We start from the raw sequence: 21190 nt of genomic DNA, 5'->3' as shown, positions 1-21190 counted from the left end.
TAGCGACTGCCGACGCCCCCCAACCTGTCGGCAGGACGAACAGGAGGCGCGCCGGTGAGCACGAGTACGCAGGACAACCCGCCCCCCTCGGCGGGCAGGAATCAGAACGGGCTCTTCCGGACCAAGTCCGTCGAGCAGTCCATGCGGGACACCGAGGAGCCCGAGCACGCGCTCAAGCGGTCGCTGTCGGCCCTGGACCTCACCGTCTTCGGGGTCGGCGTCATCATCGGCACCGGCATCTTCGTGCTCACCGGCACGGTGGCGAAGAACAACGCGGGGCCCGCGGTCGCCCTCGCCTTCGTCGCGGCCGGCGTGGTGTGCGGGCTCGCGGCCATCTGCTACGCCGAACTGGCGTCCACGGTGCCGGTCGCGGGGTCCGCGTACACGTTCTCCTTCGCCACCCTCGGCGAGCTCCCGGCGTGGATCATCGGCTGGGACCTGGTGCTGGAGTTCGCGCTCGGCACCGCGGTGGTCGCGGTCGGCTGGTCCGGCTACGTGCGGTCGCTGATGGACAACGCGGGCTGGCATCTGCCGCAGGCCCTGTCCGGCACCAGTGACGCGGACGGGTTCGGCTTCGACCTTCTCGCGTTCCTGCTGGTGCTGCTGCTGACCGGGGTGCTCGTCCTCGGTATGAAGCTCTCCGCGCGGGTCACGTCGGTTGTCGTCGCGATCAAGCTGGCCGTGGTGCTGCTGGTCATCATCGCCGGCGCGTTCTTCATCAAGACCGAGAACTACAAGCCCTTCATCCCGCACGCGACGGGTTCCACCAAGGAATCCGGTTTGAACGCACCGCTCATCCAGGTGATGTTCGGCTACGCGCCGACGAGCTTCGGCGTCCAGGGCATCTTCACCGCGGCGGCCGTCGTCTTCTTCGCCTTCATCGGCTTCGACATCGTGGCGACCGCGGCCGAGGAGACCAAGAACCCACAGCGGGACATGCCGCGCGGCATCCTCGGCTCGCTCTTCATCTGCACGGCGCTCTACGTCGCGGTGTCGGTCGTCGTCACCGGCATGCAGAAGTACACCGAACTGTCGGTGGACGCGCCGCTCGCGGACGCCTTCAAGGCGACCGGACACCCCTGGTACGCGGGCGTCATCAGCTTCGGGGCCGCGGTCGGTCTCACCACGGTCTGCATGATCCTGCTGCTCGGCCAGACCCGGGTCTTCTTCGCGATGAGCCGCGACGGGCTCATTCCCCGGTTCTTCTCCAGGGTCCACCCGCAGTTCCGCACGCCGTACCGCTCGACGATCCTCCTGGGCGTGCTGATCGCCGTGATCGCGGGCTTCACCAGCATCTCGGAGCTGGCGGCGCTGGTGAACATCGGCACCCTCTTCGCCTTCGTCCTCGTCGCCGTCGGCGTCATCATCCTGCGCCGCACCCGGCCCGACCTGCCGCGCTCCTTCCGCACTCCCTGGGTGCCCGTGCTGCCGATCGCCTCGGTGGCCGCCTCGCTGTGGCTGATGCTGAACCTGCCGAGCGAGACCTGGGTGCGGTTCGGGGTGTGGATGGTGGTCGGCGTCGTCGTCTACTTCCTGTACGGCCGCAGCCACAGCCGCATGAACAAGGGCGCCTGACGACCGGTACGTTGGCAGTCGTGCCTCCGGCCCCGAAGACCACGAGCGACGCCCTCGCCGCACTCCCCGCCCCGTGCGAGGAGGACGGCGGGGGCGCTCGCCGTCGTGCCCGCCGGCTCCGGCCGCCGGACCGCTACTGGCTGCGGCTGGCACCGGTGTTGGCCGTGCTCGCCACCCTCGTGCGCCTTCCGTCGTTCCTGCGCCCGGTCTGGAACCCCGACGAGGGCTACCTCGCCGTGCAGGCCCGGATGCTCGCCCACGGGGGAGTCCTCTACGACACCGTCGTGGACCGCAAGCCGCCGCTGCTGCCGTGGCTCTACGAGGGGCTGTTCGCGGTCTTCGGCGACAGCTCGCTGTGGCCGCTGCGTGCCGCCGCCGTCGTGGCGCAGCTCGCCGCCGCCCTGCTGCTCGCCTCCGTCGCCCGCCGCCGCTGGGGGGACCGGGCGGGCGTCGCCGCGGGCGCCGGCTGCCTGCTGCTCTCCATCGGCCTGGCCCCCGAGGACACCCAGGCCGCCTCCTTCGGCGTGTTCATGCTGCCGTGGACCGTACTGGCCTTCTGGGCGGCGGACCGCCGCCGCTGGGCCTTGGCGGGCCTGGCCGTCGCGGGGGCGGCGCTGACCAAGCAGACCGGCGGCGCGGCGCTGCTGCCCGTGCTGTGGATGCTGTGGAGCGCCGGGCGGGCACCTTCCGCGGGCGACCAGGCCGGCCGGGTCGCCGTCCTGCGGCTGCTCGCCGGTTGCGCCCTGCCGGTGGCGGCCGTCGCGCTGTTCACCGGCCCGTCGCGGTTCCTGTTCTGGACGGTCACCGGCTCCGGGTCGTACGCCTCCGCGTCCGGCGCCTGGGGCGTGGCGCTGGGCCGGGGCCTGGGGAACGCCGGAATACTGGCCGCTGCGGGGGCGGCCTTCGTCGTCCCCATGATCTTCGCGCTGGCGCGCCGGGGCGGCGCCGAACGGATTCCCGCCGACCTGTGGGTCTGGCTGGGCGCCTCGGCGCTCGGCGTCGTCTTCGGCTTCCAGTTCTACGGCCACTACTTCCTGCAGCTGATCCCGCCGCTGGTGCTCGTCGGTGTCGGCGCGCTGCGCGGGCTGCCGCGCTGGTGGCCCGCGGCGACCGTCTGGACGGTGCTCTCGAGCGCCGCGTTCGCCGTCTGGGGCCTGACCGCGCCGCGTACTGAGCTGGACCACTCCGACGCCGTCGCCGCGGCCGTACGGGCCCTTACCGGCCCCGAGGACACCGTCCTGGTCTGGGGCATGCACCCTGAGCAGTACTGGCTCTCCGGCAGGGCCCCCGCCAGCCGCTATCTGACCGCCGGCTTCCTGACGAACTTCAGCGGCGGCCGCGGCGGCGCCCGGGTGGGGGAGGAGTACGCGGTCCCCGGCGCCTGGCGCACCTTCGGCGAGGAGGCGGCGCGGCGCCCGGCCGACCTGATCGTCGACGACTCGCGCGGAGCGCCGTACGCCCCCGCCCTGACGCCCTCCCTGAAGCGGCTGCTGGACGCCGGATACCGGCCCGTGGACACCGTCGGGGGCGCGGTGCTCTACGCCAGGACGACGGCCCCGGTGCAGGCCGCCGCCAGGCCCCCCGGCCGGTCCTGACACGTCCCGGTGGTATACAGGCGACGTAGCAGAGCACGCTGATCGAGGTGGCGGTATTTCATGACGGAGTCCAAGGGACTCAAGAACCAGAACGACACGGCGGACTCCGGGGCGGCGCCCCGTAAGAGTCTTCTGCAGCGCTGGCGGCCCTATGCCGCGGGCATTGTGGTGCTCGTGGTGGTGTTCGGGGCGTCCGCGGCCATCGGCGCGCATGTGCGCGGCGCGAAGGCGGACAAGGTGAAGCCGCCCGCGAACGCCGCGGGCCCGGAGGGCCAGGCGAAGCTGGCGGTTCCGGTGAAGCCGAGCATCCCGGTGACCCTGACCGTCTACGAGGACCTGCGCAGCCCGCAGTCCAAGGCCTTCGCCGAGCAGTACGCGGACGCCTTCACGAAGCTGCTGGCGACCGGGCAGGTGCAGATCGAGTACCGGCTGGTCACCCACACCGACACGCAGCTGGGCGGCAACGGTTCCCGGGCCGCCGCCAACGCGGCCGCGTGCGCCCAGGACCAGGGTCGGTTCACGCAGTTCGTGAAGCAGGTCTGGGACCGGCAGCCGGATCCGCAGGACGACGCGCTGGGCAGCCAGAAGCTGCTGAAGGAGCTGTCCCAGAAGGCCGGGAAGATCGACGAGGGCAAGTTCGTACCGTGCATGAAGGACAACGACCACGAGGGCTGGGTCGCGAAGTCCGAGTCTGACTTCGTGTCAGGCGGCTACGGCGAGGTGCCGGTCGTCCAGATCAACGGCGAGACGGTGCCGGACGTCCAGACGTCGCTGACGCCGTTCAAGCTGCAGTCGATGGTGGAGAAGGAGGCCAAGCAGGTGTCCGAGGAGACCGTCCCCTCCGGGCAGCCGAGCCTCGCGAGCTGAACCCTGTTCCACCCCTCCGTGACCGGGTGTGTCATCACTTGGCCGAGATGTATCCGACTTTTCGTCAACTTTTGGGCGAAATCGGGTATTGAAGGCATGTGACGCCCGATCACGGAGGAGTGTGCGCATGTCCATACCGTTGTTCGATGAGGTCGAACCGCTCTCCGGCTGTGTCTGCGAGGAGTGCGCGCGACAACGTCTCAGCGACTCGGTGGCGCGCGCCACCGGCACCGCCGGGACGACCACCACCGCGGCCACCCGCGTGATCGTCATGGCGGCCGCCGCCGGCACGGCCGTCGGCGGCGGAGCGGGCGCGGCCGCCGCGGCCACCGCCCCGACCGCCGCCACCGGTTCCACGCTCGGCCACGCCCTGCTCGCGGCGCCGGCCCGGGCTCCGCTGCGCCTGACGCGGGACCAGATCCTGGTCCGGGCCCAGCGGTGGGTGGACGCCGAGGTGCCGTACAGCCTGTCCGCGTACTGGTCGGACGGCTACCGCCAGGACTGCTCGGGCTTCATCTCCATGGCCTGGGGCCTCGACACCAGCGCGTGGACCGGCAGCCTGCCGGACTACGCGACGCGGATCGACCGGGACGACCTGCTCCCCGGCGACATCCTGCTCTTCCACAACCAGGCCAACCCGGAGAAGGGCTCGCACGGCGTCATCTTCGACGGCTGGGCCGACTCCGGGCACAGCGTGTACACCGCGCTGGAGCAGACCCAGCCGCACACCCGCGCCCAGACGACGCCGATGGCGTACTGGACCAACTCCGACAAGTACCTCGCCTACCGGTACAAGTACCTGGTGACGGGCACCGGCAGCCCCGAGCCGGGAGGCACGGGGACGACCGGCACACCGGGGACTCCCGGCACACCCAGGACCCCCGGCCCGACGAGGAGCGACGCCTATCCCGGCGCCGCCGCCTTCGGGCCCGGTGCGAACAACGCCAATGTCACCCGGCTGGGCACCCTGCTCGTCAGCCGCGGCGCCAGGTCCTACTACATGGTCGGCCCCGGCCCGCTCTGGTCCGAGTCCGACCGCAGCGCCACCAGCGCCTTCCAGCGCGCCCAGGGCTGGTCCGGCAGCGACGCCGACGGCCTGCCGGGACCCACCACCTGGGGGTACCTGATACAGGGCACGGGCAAGGACATCGCCGCCCGCACCCCCACGAAGCGGCCCGTCGGCGGCGCCACGGCACCCCGCTGGCCGGGCACCGGTTCCTTCCGCCCCGGACAGTCCAACGACTCCGTGCTGACCCTCGGCAGGCGCCTCGTCGCCAAGGGCTTCGGCAAGAGCTACAGCGTGGGCCCCAGCCGTACCTGGGGCGAGGCCGACCGCCGCGCCGTGGAGGCGTTCCAGCGCGCTCAGGGCTGGTCCGGGCGCGACGCGGACGGCTATCCCGGACCGGAGACCTGGAGACGACTGTTCCTGTGACGACTCACGCCGGCACGGCGGACGCGGCCCTGGCCGCCACCGCCGTCCTCCCCGCCGTCATCCCTTCCGCCACCCCTGTCACCGTTTCCGACCTCATCGAGCGCCCCGGCCGCTGCCTCCCGGGGTGGACCGCGGCGCTCACCGGGCTGGCCGCGGCGGTCGCCGGCAGCTGGCTGCTGTGGCGGACGGGCGTGCTGCCCGGGCAACTCGCCGGCCACACCGTGCTGCCCGAGGCGCCGGAACCCCGCGACCTGACCGGTCTGTGGGGTGCGGTGCTGCTGCTCGGCGCGCTGGCCGCGTTCGCCGCCGGCGGCCTCACCCGGGGCCGTCCCGGCAACGTCTGGGTGCTGACCCGGCACGGTGCCTACCAGGGCAGCGTCCGGGAGACCGGCCTGCTGTGGATCAGCCCGCTGCTCGGCCGCCGCCGGATGGACGTCAGCCTGCGCCACTGGCGCAGCCGCGCCATCGAGACGGTCGACGCGGACGGCACCCCGCTGCACGCCAGCGTCCTGATCGTCTGGCGGGTCCGGGACACCGCACGGGCTGCCTTCGCCATCGACGATCACGCGCGCTACCTGCGCGAACAGGTGGAGAGCGCGGTCGCCCGCGCCGTTTCCCGGCTGCCCGCCGACGACTTCCGCGGCTCCGGGCCCACCCTGCGGGACTCCGAACGCCTCGGCGACCAGCTCACCCGGCTGCTCGCCGCCGAAATGCGCCCGGTCGGCGTCGAGGTCTTCTCGGCGCAGCCCGTGCGCCTGGAGTACGCGCCCGAGGTGGCCGCCGCGATGCGGCGCGCCCAGGTCACCGCGCTCGACGCCCGGCACCGCCGCGCGGTGCTCGACGACGTGCTCGCGGCGGTTGCCGAGACGGTGCGCGGTCTGACCGACCGCGGGCTGGTCCAGCTCGACGACTACGAGCGGAAGTCGCTGGTCAGGGATTTGACCGTGGCCTTCTACACGGCCCGCGGCCCGGTCGTCGAGGTGCCAAGAAAATAGGCCCCCGTCCGGGTCCTGACCAGCTGCGGTCAGGACCCGGACGAGGGCACCACTTGCGGCGTTACGCCGGGACGCTCGCGACGCCCGGGGCGAGGAACGGCTTGCCGTTCACCCGCTGCGAGACACCCTCACGGTCCAGGTACGGGGTGATCCCGCCCAGGTGGAAGGGCCAGCCGGCGCCGGTGATCAGGCACAGGTCGATGTCCTGCGCCTCGGCGACGACGCCCTCGTCGAGCATGAGGCCGATCTCCTGCGCCACGGCGTCCAGCACCCGTGCGCGAACCTGCTCCTCGGTGAGCACCGAGTCGCCCTGCACCAGCAGCGCGGCGACCTCGGGGTCCAGCTCCGGCTTGCCGGAGTCGTAGACGTAGAAGCCGCGCTTGCCGGCCTTGACCACCGCGGCCAGGTTCTGCGAGACGGTGAACCGGTCGGGGAACGCCCGGTTGAGGGTCTCGGAGACATGCAGGCCGATGGCCGGGCCGACCAGCTCCAGGAGGACCAGCGGGGACATCGGCAGGCCGAGCGGCTCGATGCCCTTCTCCGCGACGGCCACCGGGGTGCCCTCGTCGATGATGTTCTGGATCTCGCCCATGAAGCGGGTGAGGATCCGGTTCACCACGAACGCCGGGGCGTCCTTGCAGAGCACGGCGGTCTTCTTGAGCTTCTTGGCGACCGCGAACGCGGTGGCCAGCGAGGCGTCGTCCGTCGACTCGCCGCGCACGATCTCCAGCAGCGGGAGGATCGCGACCGGGTTGAAGAAGTGGAAGCCGACGACCCGCTCGGGGTTCTTCAGCTTCGACGCCATCTCGGTGACGGAGAGCGAGGAGGTGTTGGTGGCGAGGATCGCGTGCGCCGGGGCGACCGCCTCGACCTCCGCGAACACCTGCTGCTTGACGCCCATCTCCTCGAAGACGGCCTCGATGATGAAGTCCGCGTCACCGAAACCGGCGGCCTTGTCGAGCGAACCGGTCACCAGCGCCTTGAGGCGGTTGGCCTGGTCCTGCTTGATGCGGCGCTTGCCGAGCAGCTTGTCGATCTCGCCGTGGACGTAGCCCACGCCCTTGTCGATGCGCTCCTGGTCGATGTCGGTCAGCACGACCGGCACCTCCAGGCGGCGGGCGAAGAGCAGCGCCAGCTGCGAGGCCATCAGGCCCGCGCCGACGACGCCGACCTTGGTGACCGGGCGGGCCAGCTTCTTGTCCGGCGCACCGGCCGGGCGCTTGGCGCGCTTCTGCACCAGGTTGAAGGCGTAGATGCCGCTGCGCAGCTCGCCGCCCATGATGAGGTCCGCCAGGGCGGTGTCCTCGGCGTCGAAGCCCGCCTGCAGGTCGCCGTCCTTGGCATTGGCGATGATCTCCAGCGCGCGGTAGGCGGCCGGGGCGGCGCCGTGCACCTTGGAGTCGGCGATGCCCTTGCCGCGCTCGACGGCCTGGTCCCAGGCCGCACCGCGGTCGATCTCGGGGCGCTCCACGACGATCTCGCCGCGCAGTACCGCGGCGGTCCACAGCAGCGACTGCTCCAGGAAGTCCGCACCCTCGAACAGCGCGTCCGCGATGCCGAGTTCGAAGACCTGCGCGCCCTTGAGCTGGCGGTTCTGGTTCAGCGAGTTCTCGATGACGACGGTCACCGCGCGGTCCGCACCGATCAGGTTCGGCAGCAGCGTGCAGCCGCCCCAGCCGGGGACGAGACCGAGGAAGACCTCGGGGAGCGAGAACGCCGGCAGCGCCGCGGAGACGGTGCGGTAGGCGCAGTGCAGGCCGACCTCGACGCCGCCGCCCATCGCCGCGCCGTTGTAGTAGGCGAAGGTCGGGACCGCGAGGTGCGAGAGCCGCTTGAAGACCTCGTGGCCGCCCTTGCCGATGGCGAGCGCGTCCTCGTGCCGCTTCAGCAGCTCGACGCCCTTGAGGTCGGCGCCGACCGCGAAGATGAACGGCTTGCCGGTGACACCGATACCGGTGATCGTGCCGGCGGCGGCCTCGGCCTCGACCTGGTCGATCGCCGCGTCGAGGTTGGCCAGCGACTGCGGGCCGAAGGTGGTCGGCTTGGTGTGGTCCAGGCCGTTGTCCAGCGTGATGAGTGCGAAGCGTCCGGCGCCCGGAAGGTCGAGGTGGCGCACGTGCGCGTTCGTTACGACCTCGTCGGGGAACAGCTCGGCCGCACCCTTCAAAAGCTCGGCGGTGGATGTCACTTGCTGCCTCCGTCGAAGTGCGGGTTCTCCCAGATGACCGTTCCGCCCATGCCGAAGCCGACGCACATGGTCGTCAGGCCGTAGCGGACGTGCGGCTGCTCCTCGAACTGGCGGGCCAGCTGCGTCATCAGCCGGACGCCGGAGGAGGCCAGCGGGTGGCCGAACGCGATCGCGCCGCCGTACTGGTTGACACGCGGGTCGTCGTCCGCGATGCCGAAGTGGTCGAGGAAGGCGAGCACCTGGACGGCGAACGCCTCGTTGGCCTCGAAGAGGCCGATGTCGTCGATGGTCAGACCGGCCTGCGCCAGCGCCTTCTCGGTCGCCGGGACCGGGCCGATGCCCATGACCTCGGGCTCGACACCCACGAAGGAGTAGGAGACCAGACGCATCCGGACCGGCAGGCCCAGCTCGACGGCGACGTCCTCGGCGGCGATCAGCGACGCGGTCGCGCCGTCGTTGAGGCCCGCCGCGTTACCCGCGGTGACCCGGCCGTGGGCGCGGAACGGCGTCTTGAGGCCGGCCAGGTTCGCCAGAGTCGTGCCCGGGCGCATCGGCTCGTCCGCGGTCGCCAGACCCCAGCCGGTCTCGCCGGCCTCGGGGTTGTTGTTGCGGATGGAGACCGGCACCAGGTCCTGCTGGATCTTGCCGTTGGCGTACGCCTTGGCGGCCTTCTCCTGGCTGCGCACGGCGTACTCGTCGACGCGCTGCTTGGTGATGGCCGGGTAGCGGTCGTGCAGGTTCTCGGCCGTCATCCCCATGAAGAGGGCGGACTCGTCGACCAGCTTCTCCGAGACGAAGCGCGGGTTCGGGTCCACGCCCTCACCCATCGGGTGGCGGCCCATGTGCTCGACACCGCCGGCCACGGCGACGTCGTACGCGCCGAAGGCGATGCCGCCGGCGACCGCGGTCACCGCGGTCATCGCGCCGGCACACATGCGGTCGATCGAGTAACCCGGGACCGTGACCGGCAGGCCGGCCAGGATGCCGGCGGTGCGGCCGAGGGTCAGACCCTGGTCGCCGATCTGCGTGGTGGCGGCGAGAGCCACCTCGTCGATCCGCTCGGCGGGCAGTTCCGGGTTGCGCCGCAGCAGCTCCCGGATGCACTTGATCACGAGATCGTCGGCACGGGTCTCGTGGTAAATGCCCTTCGGGCCCGCCTTGCCGAACGGGGTGCGGACGCCGTCGACAAAGACGACGTCCCTAGCGGTACGAGGCACGTTGGCTCTCCTCCAGATGCGGATTCGCTGCCACTGGGCGCGAGGCTGCGGCTACGACACCCATGCTACTAGCCAGTAACCAACGGGGACAGTCCCCCTGCCCGGAGCGGCGAACGTCACATACGACGAGGGCCGCTCCCGGCCGGATTCCGCGGGGGCGCCGAACCGGACAGGCCCTACGGCGCGGGGGCCTCGGGGACCGCCGGTGCCTGGGCGGCGAGGGCCGTCGTCAGGATCGGCGCGGTCAGCCCGACCTGCCAGGGGCGCGCGCCGTGGCCGGTCAGCACCGCCGCGACCTCCTCGGTGGTGGCCTCGGCCGGCGGGTCCCAGCACAGCCGGCGCACCGTGTCCGGGGTGATCAGGTTCTCCTGCGGGAGGTTCAGCTCCTCGGCGAGCTTGCTCACCGCGGCCCGCGCGGCGGACAGCCTGGCCGCCGCCACCGGGTCCTTGTCGGCCCAGGCGCGCGGCGGCGGGGGACCGACGTACGCCGGTCCCGGCTGCGGCAGCTCCCGCTCCGGCAGGGCGCGGGCCCGGTCGATGGCGGCCTGCCACTGGTCGAGCTGGCGGCGGCCCATCCGGTGCCCGAAACCGGGCAGCGTCGCGAGCACCGTCACGTTCGGCGGGCCCTCCAGGGCCGCGGTGACGATCGCGGCGTCGGTGAGGATCCGGCCCGGCGAGATGTCCCGTTCCTGGGCGGCCTGGTCGCGGGCGTTCCACAGCTCGCGCACCACGCCGATCTGCCGGCGGCGGCGGACCTTGTGCATGCCCGACGTACGCCGCCACGGGTCGACCCGGGGAGCGGGCGGCGGAGCGGCGGCGATGGCCGCGAACTCCTGCAGCGCCCAGTCCAGCTTGCCCTGCTCGCGCAGTTCCTCCTCGAGCGCGTCCCGCAGGTCGACCAGCAGCTCGACATCGAGCGCGGCGTACCGCAGCCAGGGTTCGGGGAGCGGGCGGGTGGACCAGTCGACGGCCGAGTGCCCCTTCTCCAGGGCGAACCCCAGGACGTTCTCGACCATGGCGCCCAGCCCGACGCGGGGGAAGCCCGCGAGCCGGCCGGCCAGCTCGGTGTCGAACAGGCTCTTGGGCCGCATACCGATCTCGTCGAGACACGGAAGGTCCTGGGTGGCGGCGTGCAGCACCCATTCGGTGTCGGTGAGGGCAGCGCCCAGGGTGGACAGGTCGGGGCAGCCGACCGGGTCGATCAGCGCGGTCCCGGCTCCCGTACGGCGCAGCTGGACCAGATAGGCCCGCTGTCCGTAGCGGTATCCGGACGCGCGCTCGGCATCGACGGCGACCGGACCGGAGCCCGCGGCGAATGCCGCGACGATGTCTGCGAGGGCCTCCGGGCTGGCGGTCACCGGCGGGATTCCCTCGCGCGGGTCCAGCAGCGGGACCGGCGCCGGGGCAGCCTCTGTTGCGGTCTCTCGGGCGTCGGTCACCCCCTAAGGGTATCCGTGTATCGCGAACGCCCGTCGACGGAACGTTCCGTCGACGGGCGCAGCGGCCATGCGGGGGTGTGGGAGGGCTAGTGGATGATGCCCGTACGCAGGGCCACGGCGACCATTCCGGCCCGGTCGCCGGTGCCGAGCTTGCGGGCGATACGTGCCAGGTGACTCTTCACGGTGAGCGCGGACAGGCCCATCGAGACGCCGATCGCCTTGTTCGACTGGCCTTCGGCGACCAGTCGCAGCACCTCGACCTCGCGGCCGGAGAGCTCGCGGTAGCCGCCGGGGTGGCCGGGCGCGCCGGGCGGACGGCGCTGCATGCGGGCGCCGGCCGAACCGACCGGCGCGGCGCCGGGACGGCCCGGCATGCCGCCGAGGTTGTTGCGGGTACCGGTGACGACGTATCCCTTGACGCCGCCCGCGAGTGCGTTACGGACGGCGCCGATGTCATCGGCGGCGGAGAGCGCGAGGCCGTTCGGCCAGCCGGCCGCGCGGGTCTCGGCAAGAAGGGTCAGGCCGGAACCGTCGGGGAGGTGGACATCGGCTACGCAGATGTCGCGGGGGCTGCTGACCCGGGGCCGGGCCTCGGCGATCGACGAGGCTTCGATCACATCGCGCACACCGAGCGCCCACAGGTGCCGGGTGACGGTGGATCGGACGCGGGGGTCGGCGACGACGACCATGGCCGTCGGCTTGTTCGGACGGTAGGCGACCAGGCTCGTGGGCTGCTCGAGAAGAACTGACACCGGGCCTCCTGTGGCGAAGGGGGGACTGAGAGGGTCACAGTCTCCTTCGGCAGCAATTGCCCCGGCCTTTAGGGAATGATCACGATTTGTTGAGTAACAATTCCGGCAAATCGGACGCTCGATCGAACAAGATCATGTCGAGCGCCGGGCGGGGACGCGGCGGAATTGCCCGGAAGTATGCGGAAACCGGGCGGAAGTACGCAGAAACCCGACGGACAGTCAGCCGCGGCGCTTGGGCATCGGTACGACGCCGCCGCCGGGCAGGTCGTGCGACTCGTGGCCCTCGGTGGGGGGCAGTCCCGCGCACGCGCAGAGCAGATCGCACCAGGCCGCCAGATGGGACGCGACGTCCGGAATCCCGTCCAGGCCCTCGCGCGGTGTCCAGGACGCCCGGATCTCGATCGCGGTCGAATCGGGCCGCTCCGCGATCGCACCGAAGTAGTGCGAGGAACTGCGCGAGACCGTTCCGCTCGGTTCGGTGTACTCGGCGCCGCGCGCCTCCAGCGAGCCGGTCAGCCAGGACCAGCTCACCTCGGGCAGCAGCGGATCCACCGCCATCTCCGGCTCCAGATCGGCGCGCACCAGCGTGACCAGCCGGAACGTGCCGTTCCAGGCCTCATGGCCGTCCGGTTCGTGGAGCATGATGAGCCGGCCGTCGGCCAGCTCCTCGCCGTCCACCACGACCGCTGCCTCCAGTGCGTACGCGTACGACGCGAGACGCTTGGGCGGAGCTGTCGTGTCGATCTCCACTTCGGGCCGTACCCGTGCGGAACTCAACGCGTCGACCGCGCGCTGGAAGGGGAGTGGGGCGCCGTCCCCGTCCGCAAGGTGCCCGTGAACCGCTGCCATGCCCGGAAGACTAGGCCGCCCGCGGCCTCCACGGGTGGAGCAACACCCGGGCGCGTGGGACGCATCCCGGCGCATGCGAAGATTCAAGGCGTGAGTGCGCACCAGCAGACCGCTGCTTCCCCGTTCATCCGCGCCTGTCGGCGTCAGTCCGTGCCGCACACCCCGGTGTGGTTCATGCGGCAGGCCGGCCGATCGCTGCCCGAGTACCTCAAGCTCCGTGAGGGCACCGGCATGCTGGAGTCCTGCATGCGGCCCGACATGGTCACCGAGATCACGCTGCAGCCGGTGCGCCGCCACAAGGTCGACGCGGCCATCTACTTCAGCGACATCGTCGTGCCCCTCAAGGCCATCGGCCTCGACCTCGACATCAAGCCCGGCGTCGGCCCGGTCGTCGAGGAGCCGATCCGCACCCGCGCCGACCTCGGCCGGCTGCGCGGGCTGGAGCCGGACGACGTGAAGTACGTGACCGAGGCCATCGGCATGCTCACCGGCGAACTGGGCGAGACCCCGCTCATCGGCTTCGCGGGCGCGCCCTTCACCCTCGCCAGCTACCTCGTCGAGGGCGGCCCGTCCCGCAACCACGAGCGCACCAAGGCGCTCATGTACGGCGACCCCGAGCTCTGGCGCGACCTGCTGGACCGGCTCGCCGACATCACCGCCGCCTTCCTCAAGGTGCAGATCGAGGCCGGCGCCAGCGCCGTCCAGCTCTTCGACTCCTGGGTCGGCGCGCTCTCCCCCGAGGACTACCGGCGCTACGTCATGCCCTCCTCGGTCAAGGTCTTCGAGGCCGTCGCCGACTACGGCGTGCCGCGGATCCACTTCGGAGTCGGCACCGGCGAGTTGCTCGGGCTGATGGGCGAGGCCGGCGCGGACGTCGTCGGCGTCGACTGGCGCGTCCCGCTCGACGAGGCCGCGCGCCGGGTCGGTCCCCACAAGGCGCTCCAGGGGAACCTCGACCCGGCGGTGCTCTTCGCCCCGACGTCCGCCGTCGAGACGAAGACCCGCGAGGTGCTGTACTCGGCGACCGACCTGCCCGGCCACATCTTCAACCTCGGCCACGGCGTGCTGCCCAGCACCGACCCGGACGCGCTCACCCGCCTCGTGGACTTCGTCCACCGCACCACCGAGGTCTGACGCGGCTTTCTACTCCTCGGTCGCGCTCTCCCCTTCCGGCACCACGGCCGGCGGGGAGAGCCTGCGGCGGACGAGAACGAAGACGAACCAGCCGGCGAGGCCCAGGACCGCGAACGGCAGCGCCACCGAGAGCACGACCAGGATCCCGCGCAGCGTCACGTAGAAGGCGTGCCAGCCGGTACCCAGCGCGTTCCCGACCGTGTCCCAGAAGCCGTCGTCCTTCTTCTCCGGCGGCGCGGAAGCGGCGTGTTCCGGCTCGGACAGCACCAGCGTGACGGTCGCCAGGTTCGTCCGCTCCTTCAGCGACGCCTGCTGGGCCTGCAGCGCCTCCAAGTTGGCCTCCCGGGTGCTGAGTTCACCCTCAAGAGTGACCACATCGCTGAGCTGCGTGGTCCGGCTCATCAGCTCCCGGACCCGCGCGAGGCTCGCCTGCTGCGATCGGATGCGGCTCTCCACATCCACCACCTGGCTGGTGACGTCCTCCGTGCTGACCTTGCGTTCGATCAGCCTGCCGAGGCCGGCGAGATCGTTCAGCACCTTGTCGTAGGCGTCCGGCGGCACCCGCAGGGTGATGGTGGAGTGCTCGTGGCCGTCACTGTCGCGGGTGGTGTTCTCGTCGCCGACGTAGCCGCCCGCGCCGGTGACCGTGGTCCGTGCCGACGCGAGAGCCGACGCGACGCTCTCCTTCGCCTCGACGCTGAGCGTCGCGGTGCGCACCACATAGTTCGGGGATGACGTCACCGGAATCCTGGTGGTGGCGCCCTTCGCGGTGCCCGACGGCGCGTTCGGTGCGTTCGCGGCGCCCTTCCCGGTCGCCTGGGCAGGGGCGACGGCGGCCTTGTCCGCGTCGTTGCCCGAAGTGTTCGAGGCGCCGCAGCCCGCGACGGCGAGTGTGGCCGCCAGTGCGGCGGTGGCGAGGGCCGCGAAGGGTCTGCGACGGATGGTGGTCGGCTGGCGCATCGAACTCCCCCAGAGGTCGTTCACCGGCAGGAAACCGGTGATGGAACCGGTGTTGGCCCTACGACGTGGAGGGGGCGGTCCAGGTTTCGGATCCCCGGTCCCGAAGCGGTCACGTTTAGAGCTCGTTCGGGAATCTGGGACAGTGGAGGCATGACCGACACACACCGCGGAACAGGGCATGTGATCGTTGTCGGCGGCGGAGTCTCCGGACTCGCCGCCGCCCACTTCCTGGCCGGAGGCGGCGCGCGGGTGACGGTGCTGGAGGGCTCGGCCCGGCTCGGCGGAAAGCTGTACGCGGACGAGATCGCCGGCGTGCCCGTGGACCTGGGCGCCGAGTCGATCCTCGCGCGCCGGCCCGAAGCGGTCGCCCTGGCCCGCGAGGTGGGGCTCGGCGACCGGCTGGAGCCACCCGCGGTGTCCGGCGCGGCCCTGTGGACCCGGGGCCGGCTGCGGTCCCTGCCGCAGGGGCACGTCATGGGCGTCCCCGGGGATCTGCGGCCCCTCGCGGCCTCCGGCCTGCTGTCGCCCGCCGGCCTGGCCCGGCTCCCACTGGACCATGTACTGCCCCGGACGAGGATCGGCGAGGACGTGGCCGTCGGCGAGTTCGTCGCCGCGCGGCTCGGACACGAGGTCGTCGACCGGCTGGTGGAGCCGCTGCTCGGCGGGGTGTACGCGGGCAACGCCTACGAGATCTCGCTGCGCGCGGCCATGCCGCAGCTCTTCGAGGCGGCCCGCTCCGGCCGCTCCCTCATCGAGGCCGTGCGCGGTGTCCAGCGGCGCGCCGCCAAGGCCGCCCCGGACGGACCGGTCTTCATGGGCATCCGCGGAGGCGTCGGGCAGCTGCCGGTCGCCGTCGCCGAGGCCTGCCGGGCCGCCGGCGTCACGATCGAGACCAACGCCCCGGCCAGGGAGCTGCGGCGCACCGCGACCGGCTGGCAGGTCACCGTCGGCGACCGGGTGCTCGACGCGGACGCCGTCCTGATCGCCGCCCCCGCCCCGGCCGCCGCCCGGCTGCTGGCGGCCGAGTCGCCCGTCGCCGCCGCGGAACTGTCGGCGGTGGAGTACGCCAGCATGGCGCTGGTCACGATGGCGTTCCGGCGGCGCGATGTGCTGCGCATGCCGAAGGGCACCGGCTTCCTGGTGCCGCCCGTCGACGGGAAGACGATCAAGGCGTCCACCTTCTCCTCCCACAAGTGGGGGTGGATCGACGAGGCGGGACCCGACACCTTCGTGCTGCGCACCTCGGTCGGCCGGCACGGCGACGAGGCGGACCTGGCCTGGGACGACACCGACCTCGTACGCCTGTCGCGGCGCGACCTGGGCGAGGCCATCGGGCTCTCCGCGGCACCCGTCGCGGCCCGCGTCACCCGCTGGGACGGCGGGCTGCCGCAGTACCCGGTCGGCCATGTCGAGCGCGTCACCAGGATCCGCGAGCAGGTCGGGAAGCTGCCGGGGCTCGCCGTCTGCGGCGCGGTCTACGACGGGGTGGGGATTCCGGCCTGTGTGGCCAGTGCCCGCAAGGCGGCCGACGAGGTGCTCACCTCCCTGGCCGCGACCCTGGCGACAGGCAGCGCGCGGGACGCGGGAGAATGACGGCATGACTGACTCGACTGCTGCCCCCGACGCTCCGGACAGGGCCCCGAACGCCGGCAAGAAGGCGAAGGATCTCAACGAGATCATCCGCTACACCCTCTGGTCCGTCTTCCGGCTGCGCGATGTGCTGCCCGAGGACCGTTCCGGATACGCCGACGAGGTGGAGGAGCTGTTCGCGCAGCTCGCCGCGAAGGACGTCACGGTGCGCGGCACCTATGACGTGTCGGGGCTCCGGGCGGACGCCGACCTCATGATCTGGTGGCACGCGGAGACCGCGGAGGCGCTGCAGGAGGCCTACAACCTCTTCCGCCGCACCCAGCTCGGCCGCGCGATGGTCCCGGTGTGGTCGAACATGGCGCTGCACCGCCCCGCGGAGTTCAACAAGTCGCACGTCCCGGCGTTCATCGCCGACGAGACCGTGCGCAAGTACGTCAGCGTGTACCCGTTCGTGCGCTCCTACGACTGGTACCTGCTGCCCGACGAGGACCGCCGCCGGATGCTCGCCGACCACGGCAAGATGGCGCGGGGTTTCCCGGACGTGCGAGCGAACACCGTGCCGGCCTTCACGCTCGGCGACTACGAGTGGATCCTCGCCTTCGAGGCGGACGAACTGCACCGGATCGTCGACCTGATGCGGCACCTCCGCGCGTCCGAGGCACGGATGCACGTACGCGAGGAGGTGCCGTTCTACACCGGGCGGCGCAAGGAGATCGGCGAGCTGGTGGCCGGCCTGGCGTAGCGCCTGTCCGGCCGGCCCCCAGGGCCGGCTAGGGCTTGGGCTCGGGATGCGGACCGCACGACGGCGTGCGGTCCGTTCCTGTCTCGCCCCGCAGGAGGTACGCGTCGACGCGGTCGTTGACGCAGGTGTTGGGGCCGTACACGACACCGTGCGAGCCGGATCCCCGCTCGGTGAGGAGCACGGACCCGGGCAGCCGGCGCTGGAGTTCCACGGCGCCCGCGTGCGGCGTCGCGGCATCGCGTTCGGCGGAGACGAGCAGCACCGGCGGCAGCTCGTGGCCGGACGCGCGCACCTCCAGGGGCTGCCGGTGCGGCCCCTGCCAGAACGCGCACGGCAGGTTCATCCAGGCGTTGTCCCACGTCTCGAAGGGCGCGCTGCGGGCGAGCGCGGTGTTGTCGCGGTCCCAGGTGAACCAGTCACGCGGCCAGGGCGAGTCGGCGCACTCGACGGCCGTGTAGACGGCGTTGCCGTTCTCGTTCTCGACGGCCCTCGCGGGATTGGGGGCCGCTTCCGCGATCAGCGGCTTCGGGTCGCCGTGGACGTAGGCGGACAGGGCGGCCGCCAGCTCAGGCCAGGTGTCGTCGTAGTACCCCGCGCCGAGGTAGGCGCTCTGCAACTGGCCGGGGCCGACCACACCGCCCGCGGGCCGCACGGCCAGCTCGGTCCTGACCGTGTCGTAGGCGTCCTGCACCTGCTTGCGGTCGGTGCCCAGGTGGTACACGGAGTCGTACCGGGCCACCCAGTCGCGCCAGTCGGCCCAGCGGGTCTCGAAGGCGGCGGACTGCTCCAGGTTGGCGCGGTACCAGATCTGGCGCGGGTCGGGATTGACGACGCTGTCGAAGACCATGCGGCGCACGTGCCCGGGGAAGAGCGTCGCGTACACCGCGCCGAGGTAGGTGCCGTAGGACGCCCCGTAGTAGCTGAGCTTGCGCTCGCCGAGCGCGGCACGGATGACATCCAGGTCTCGGGCGCTGTTGAGCGAGGTCAGATACGGCAGCAGATGCCCGGAGCGGCGCTCGCAGCCCGCCGCGTACGCCTTCGCGTCGGCGACCCGGTCCAGCTTGTCGCGCTCGCTCGTGGGACGTGGGTCGCGGGTCGGCGCCTTGACGAAGTCCGCGGGCGCCTCGCACGAGATGGGCGCGGACTGGCCCACCCCGCGCGGGTCGAAGCCCACGAAGTCGTAGGCGCGGGCGGCCTTGGTGTACTCCTTGACCTTCAGGACGCTCAACAGCGGGAAGTACAGACCCGAACCGCCGGGTCCGCCGGGGTTGTAGACCAGGGCGCCCTGGCGTTCACCGGCCGGTCCGGTGGCGGCGACCCGGCTGATGACCAGGTTCAGCCGCTCACCGTCGGGCCGGGCGTAGTCCAGCGGTACGGACACGGAGCCGCACCGGACCGAGGCGGGCAGCCGGGTCGCCGCGGCGCACCTGCCGAACGTCACCCCGGTCCGCCCGGCGCGCTCGGCGGCGACGGCCGCGCCGCGCGCCTCGGCCACCCGGTCGCCGTGCGGCGGTCCTTGGGCCGCCGATCCGGGGGGAGCGATGGCCAGGGTGCTCAGCGCCAGCGTTCCTGCGACGCCGTACAGCGCGATCGATCGCACAAAGGATCCTCTCGTGTCAGGGCATGACAAAAGGGATCCTTGGGGCGGTGGTGGATGAAGTAAAGGACAAGCGGCGGGTGTCGTCCCCGACCACTCCTGCCGGCCCCGGGGAGCACTCCCGGAGGAGCCCGACCTAGTGCTCTGGCCGGAAAGGTTCACCGGTTCGCGACGCCCGGCACGGCACCTCGCTGCGTTGTCGGAGTCGTCCGAGTACGCCCGGTACGAGGACGATCCTCCGCCTTGCGATGAACCGCGCCGGCCGCCGCGAACCAGGCAAACCTTTCCGGCCAGAGCACTAGCCGAGCGCCGCCCGGTGCGCGGGGTCCAGCAGCGCGGCCGGGCCGCGGACGGCCAGCGCGATGAGCGGGCCGGGGCCGTCCGGAACGGCGCGCAGCGCGTCCTGTCCTGCGGGGGAGGCCCAGCGGGTGTACGGGTGGACCTCCACGCGGGCGATGATCCAGCAGCCGGTGGTCAGCAGCAGCGGCATGGTGAACCAGGCCAGTGCCTGCCCGCCGTCGCTCTGCCCGCCGGCGGCCAGGACCATGGCCGCCGCGGCCATCAGCAGGTTCAGGACGATGGCGCCGCGCAGCTGGCGGATCCCGGCGGTGACGTTCTCACGGGCCGCCGCCGGCACCGCGAGGCCGTCGCCCGCGAGCCGTTCCCCCAGGGCGCGGATGGCGCCGGCCGCGGCGTGCGCCACCCGTATCGCGGCGACCGGGGACTGGCCGGCCGGGCCGATCGACGCTATCAGCGACCGTTCGAGATCGTCGCGGCCCTCGGCGTCGACCACCGTCGCCCACCCGGTGTGGGCGAGCACCAGCCGCCGCTCGCCCGCCATCGAGACCAGCGTCAGATCGGTGACCCGGCGCGGTCCGCCGGACAGGAACGCCGTCTCGTACAGGCCGAGTCCGGCGACCGGCGTCGGGCCGCCGGGCCCGGCAGCGGGCAGGGCGCCCGCGGCGATCGCGGCCCGGCAGAGACGAGCGCAGGAGACGGCCGCCGAGACACACGCGACGAGAAGGAACAGCATCCACATAAGGGATTTCTACTCGACGGTAGTGACACTCCGCCAGGCATTTCACGGATTGCCCGGCCCGGCCCGCCGAGGGTGTGGAGGTACTGGTGAGTCGCCGCCTCGGCCGACGTCGACGCAGGTGACCGGGGCGGCTGCCGGGACGAACGGCCCGTTACGAACTGCTGCTGCCGCAACTGGAGCCCGAGCTGGATCCGCAACTGGAACCGGAACTCGAACCACAACTGGATCCCGAACTCGACCCGCAGCTCGAACCGGAGCTCGAACCGCAGCTGGACCCCGAGCTCGAACCGCAGCTGGAAGCGGCTCCGCCTCCGCCGCCGCAGCTGGACGAGGAGCCGCCGCAGCTCGAAGCGGAACCGCCGCAGCTGGTGCCACCGCCGGCCCAGCCGCCCGCGCCGCCGCCCCACGCGGTCGGGTCGGACGGATCCGACGACGGCTGTCCGGCCGGCGCCCGGGAGGACCGCGCCAACTCGTCCCGCAGCAGGGAGTCCTGGATCGCGGCGACACCGGCCAGCGCGATCAGCAGGGAGCCGTCGTGGCCGCCGGTCGCGGTACGGGCGGCCAGCAGCGGACGGTTGGTGAGGCGCGTTCCGTGCAGGACTCGCCGGCCGGCCGGCGTGAGCCTGCCGCGCGGCGCCGAGCACGTCAGGAGGACGAGGAGCCCGACGGCGAGTCCCGGCAGCACCCGTACGAGCAAGGGCAGGCCGGAGCCGACGACGAGGTGCGGCATCACCTCCGCCAACGACAGGAACAGCAGCAGGACCCAGATGGTCTTGTGCAGCGTCGACACGCGCTGCCAGCGTCGGTGCACCTCGGGCTGGAAGAACAGGCCGCGCCGGGCGAGCCGGTCGCCGATCGCCTGCACCGGGGCTCCGGTCAGCACCGCCGTACGGACCTGGCGCAGACCGCCGCCCCACTCGGCGCCGCAGGCCTCCAACAGGGCGGTCTCCACCGGATTCCCGGCGACCGGCCGGATCACGGTCAGCTGCCCCGGAGTGGTCACGGCGATCCGGCCGTCGGCGCACATCGCCGCGATGACCGTGTCCGCGACCCGGCCGGGTCCGCCGGCCAGGAAGGCGGTCTCCAGGGGATCCCGCGGGATCTCGCCGGTGTACGGCCGGGTGAACCGGCGGGCACGGACCTTCTCCCCGACGAGATACGCCGAGGTGGCGGCGATCAGCAGGTACACCACGATCACGAGGCCGGTCATGACGGTCAT

Annotated in this window: 17 protein-coding genes; 8 read left to right on the top strand and 9 right to left on the bottom strand. The window is 72.1% G+C overall.

What is annotated here, in order from left to right; translation table 11 throughout:
* Positions 1-141: 141 nt before the first annotated feature.
* From AC07DC_RS24455 to AC07DC_RS24435, 5 genes are all read left to right on the top strand, one after another.
* Positions 142-1575, top strand: coding sequence for an amino acid permease (locus tag AC07DC_RS24455; protein ID WP_478916777.1), 1434 nt, complete (start codon positions 142-144; stop codon positions 1573-1575).
* 20 nt (positions 1576-1595) lie between these two features.
* Complete coding sequence (locus AC07DC_RS24450; RefSeq protein ID WP_478916598.1) at positions 1596-3170, top strand: glycosyltransferase family 39 protein; 1575 nt, start codon at positions 1596-1598, stop codon at positions 3168-3170.
* Between the two features lie 60 nt (positions 3171-3230).
* Positions 3231-4037 carry a DsbA family protein gene (locus AC07DC_RS24445; protein ID WP_478916597.1) on the top strand — a complete coding sequence of 269 codons (807 nt, stop codon included), beginning with the start codon at positions 3231-3233 and terminating at the stop codon, positions 4035-4037.
* A gap of 127 nt (positions 4038-4164) precedes the next feature.
* Complete coding sequence (locus AC07DC_RS24440; RefSeq protein WP_478916596.1) at positions 4165-5469, top strand: peptidoglycan-binding protein; 1305 nt, start codon at positions 4165-4167, stop codon at positions 5467-5469.
* Complete coding sequence (locus AC07DC_RS24435) at positions 5466-6464, top strand: SPFH domain-containing protein (protein WP_478916595.1); 999 nt, start codon at positions 5466-5468, stop codon at positions 6462-6464. The genes AC07DC_RS24440 and AC07DC_RS24435 overlap by 4 nt, the downstream gene beginning before the upstream one ends.
* A gap of 61 nt (positions 6465-6525) precedes the next feature.
* Here AC07DC_RS24435 and AC07DC_RS24430 read toward each other — a convergent pair whose 3' ends face one another.
* The 5 genes from AC07DC_RS24430 to AC07DC_RS24410 form a co-directional block, all read right to left on the bottom strand.
* On the bottom strand, positions 6526-8652 hold the full coding sequence (locus tag AC07DC_RS24430) for a 3-hydroxyacyl-CoA dehydrogenase NAD-binding domain-containing protein (RefSeq protein WP_478916594.1): 2127 nt from the start codon (positions 8650-8652) through the stop codon (positions 6526-6528).
* Complete coding sequence (locus tag AC07DC_RS24425) at positions 8649-9869, bottom strand: thiolase family protein (RefSeq protein ID WP_478916593.1); 1221 nt, start codon at positions 9867-9869, stop codon at positions 8649-8651. The genes AC07DC_RS24430 and AC07DC_RS24425 overlap by 4 nt, the downstream gene beginning before the upstream one ends.
* A gap of 176 nt (positions 9870-10045) precedes the next feature.
* Positions 10046-11308, bottom strand: coding sequence for an HRDC domain-containing protein (locus tag AC07DC_RS24420; protein WP_478916592.1), 1263 nt, complete (start codon positions 11306-11308; stop codon positions 10046-10048).
* Between the two features lie 86 nt (positions 11309-11394).
* Complete coding sequence (locus tag AC07DC_RS24415) at positions 11395-12060, bottom strand: LuxR C-terminal-related transcriptional regulator (RefSeq protein ID WP_478916591.1); 666 nt, start codon at positions 12058-12060, stop codon at positions 11395-11397.
* A 219-nt stretch (positions 12061-12279) separates the two neighbouring features.
* Complete coding sequence (locus tag AC07DC_RS24410; protein WP_478916590.1) at positions 12280-12909, bottom strand: DUF3000 domain-containing protein; 630 nt, start codon at positions 12907-12909, stop codon at positions 12280-12282.
* 63 nt (positions 12910-12972) lie between these two features.
* Here AC07DC_RS24410 and hemE point away from each other — a divergent pair, with 63 nt between their 5' ends.
* Entirely contained in the window at positions 12973-14043 is a 1071-nt protein-coding gene (hemE, locus tag AC07DC_RS24405) for a uroporphyrinogen decarboxylase (RefSeq protein WP_478916776.1), read from the top strand.
* Between the two features lie 9 nt (positions 14044-14052).
* Here the strand turns inward: hemE and AC07DC_RS24400 are convergent, their stop codons facing one another.
* Entirely contained in the window at positions 14053-15003 is a 951-nt protein-coding gene (locus AC07DC_RS24400; RefSeq protein ID WP_478916589.1) for a DUF4349 domain-containing protein, read from the bottom strand.
* Between the two features lie 150 nt (positions 15004-15153).
* On the opposite strand from AC07DC_RS24400, the gene hemG reads away from it, so the two are divergent.
* Together hemG and hemQ are read left to right on the top strand one after the other, a co-directional pair.
* Entirely contained in the window at positions 15154-16596 is a 1443-nt protein-coding gene (gene hemG / locus AC07DC_RS24395) for a protoporphyrinogen oxidase (RefSeq protein WP_478916588.1), read from the top strand.
* Between the two features lie 4 nt (positions 16597-16600).
* A complete protein-coding gene (gene hemQ / locus AC07DC_RS24390) occupies positions 16601-17335 on the top strand; it encodes a hydrogen peroxide-dependent heme synthase (protein ID WP_478916587.1) in 735 nt (244 codons plus the stop codon).
* Between the two features lie 28 nt (positions 17336-17363).
* On the opposite strand, the gene AC07DC_RS24385 is transcribed toward hemQ, so the two are convergent.
* The 3 genes from AC07DC_RS24385 to AC07DC_RS24375 all read right to left on the bottom strand — a co-directional run bounded on the left by AC07DC_RS24385 (position 17364) and on the right by AC07DC_RS24375 (position 21190).
* Complete coding sequence (locus AC07DC_RS24385; protein WP_478916586.1) at positions 17364-18935, bottom strand: alpha/beta hydrolase; 1572 nt, start codon at positions 18933-18935, stop codon at positions 17364-17366.
* A gap of 295 nt (positions 18936-19230) precedes the next feature.
* Positions 19231-19971: a TIGR04222 domain-containing membrane protein gene (locus AC07DC_RS24380; protein WP_478916585.1), complete on the bottom strand. Its 741-nt coding sequence runs from the start codon at positions 19969-19971 to the stop codon at positions 19231-19233.
* A 151-nt stretch (positions 19972-20122) separates the two neighbouring features.
* A complete protein-coding gene (locus AC07DC_RS24375; RefSeq protein ID WP_478916583.1) occupies positions 20123-21190 on the bottom strand; it encodes a TIGR04222 domain-containing membrane protein in 1068 nt (355 codons plus the stop codon).

The organism is Streptomyces sp. NPDC045021 (genome assembly GCF_056432645.1).
The sequence above is the reverse complement of the archived record's forward strand: the minus strand, read 5'-3'. Positions and strand labels throughout refer to the sequence as shown.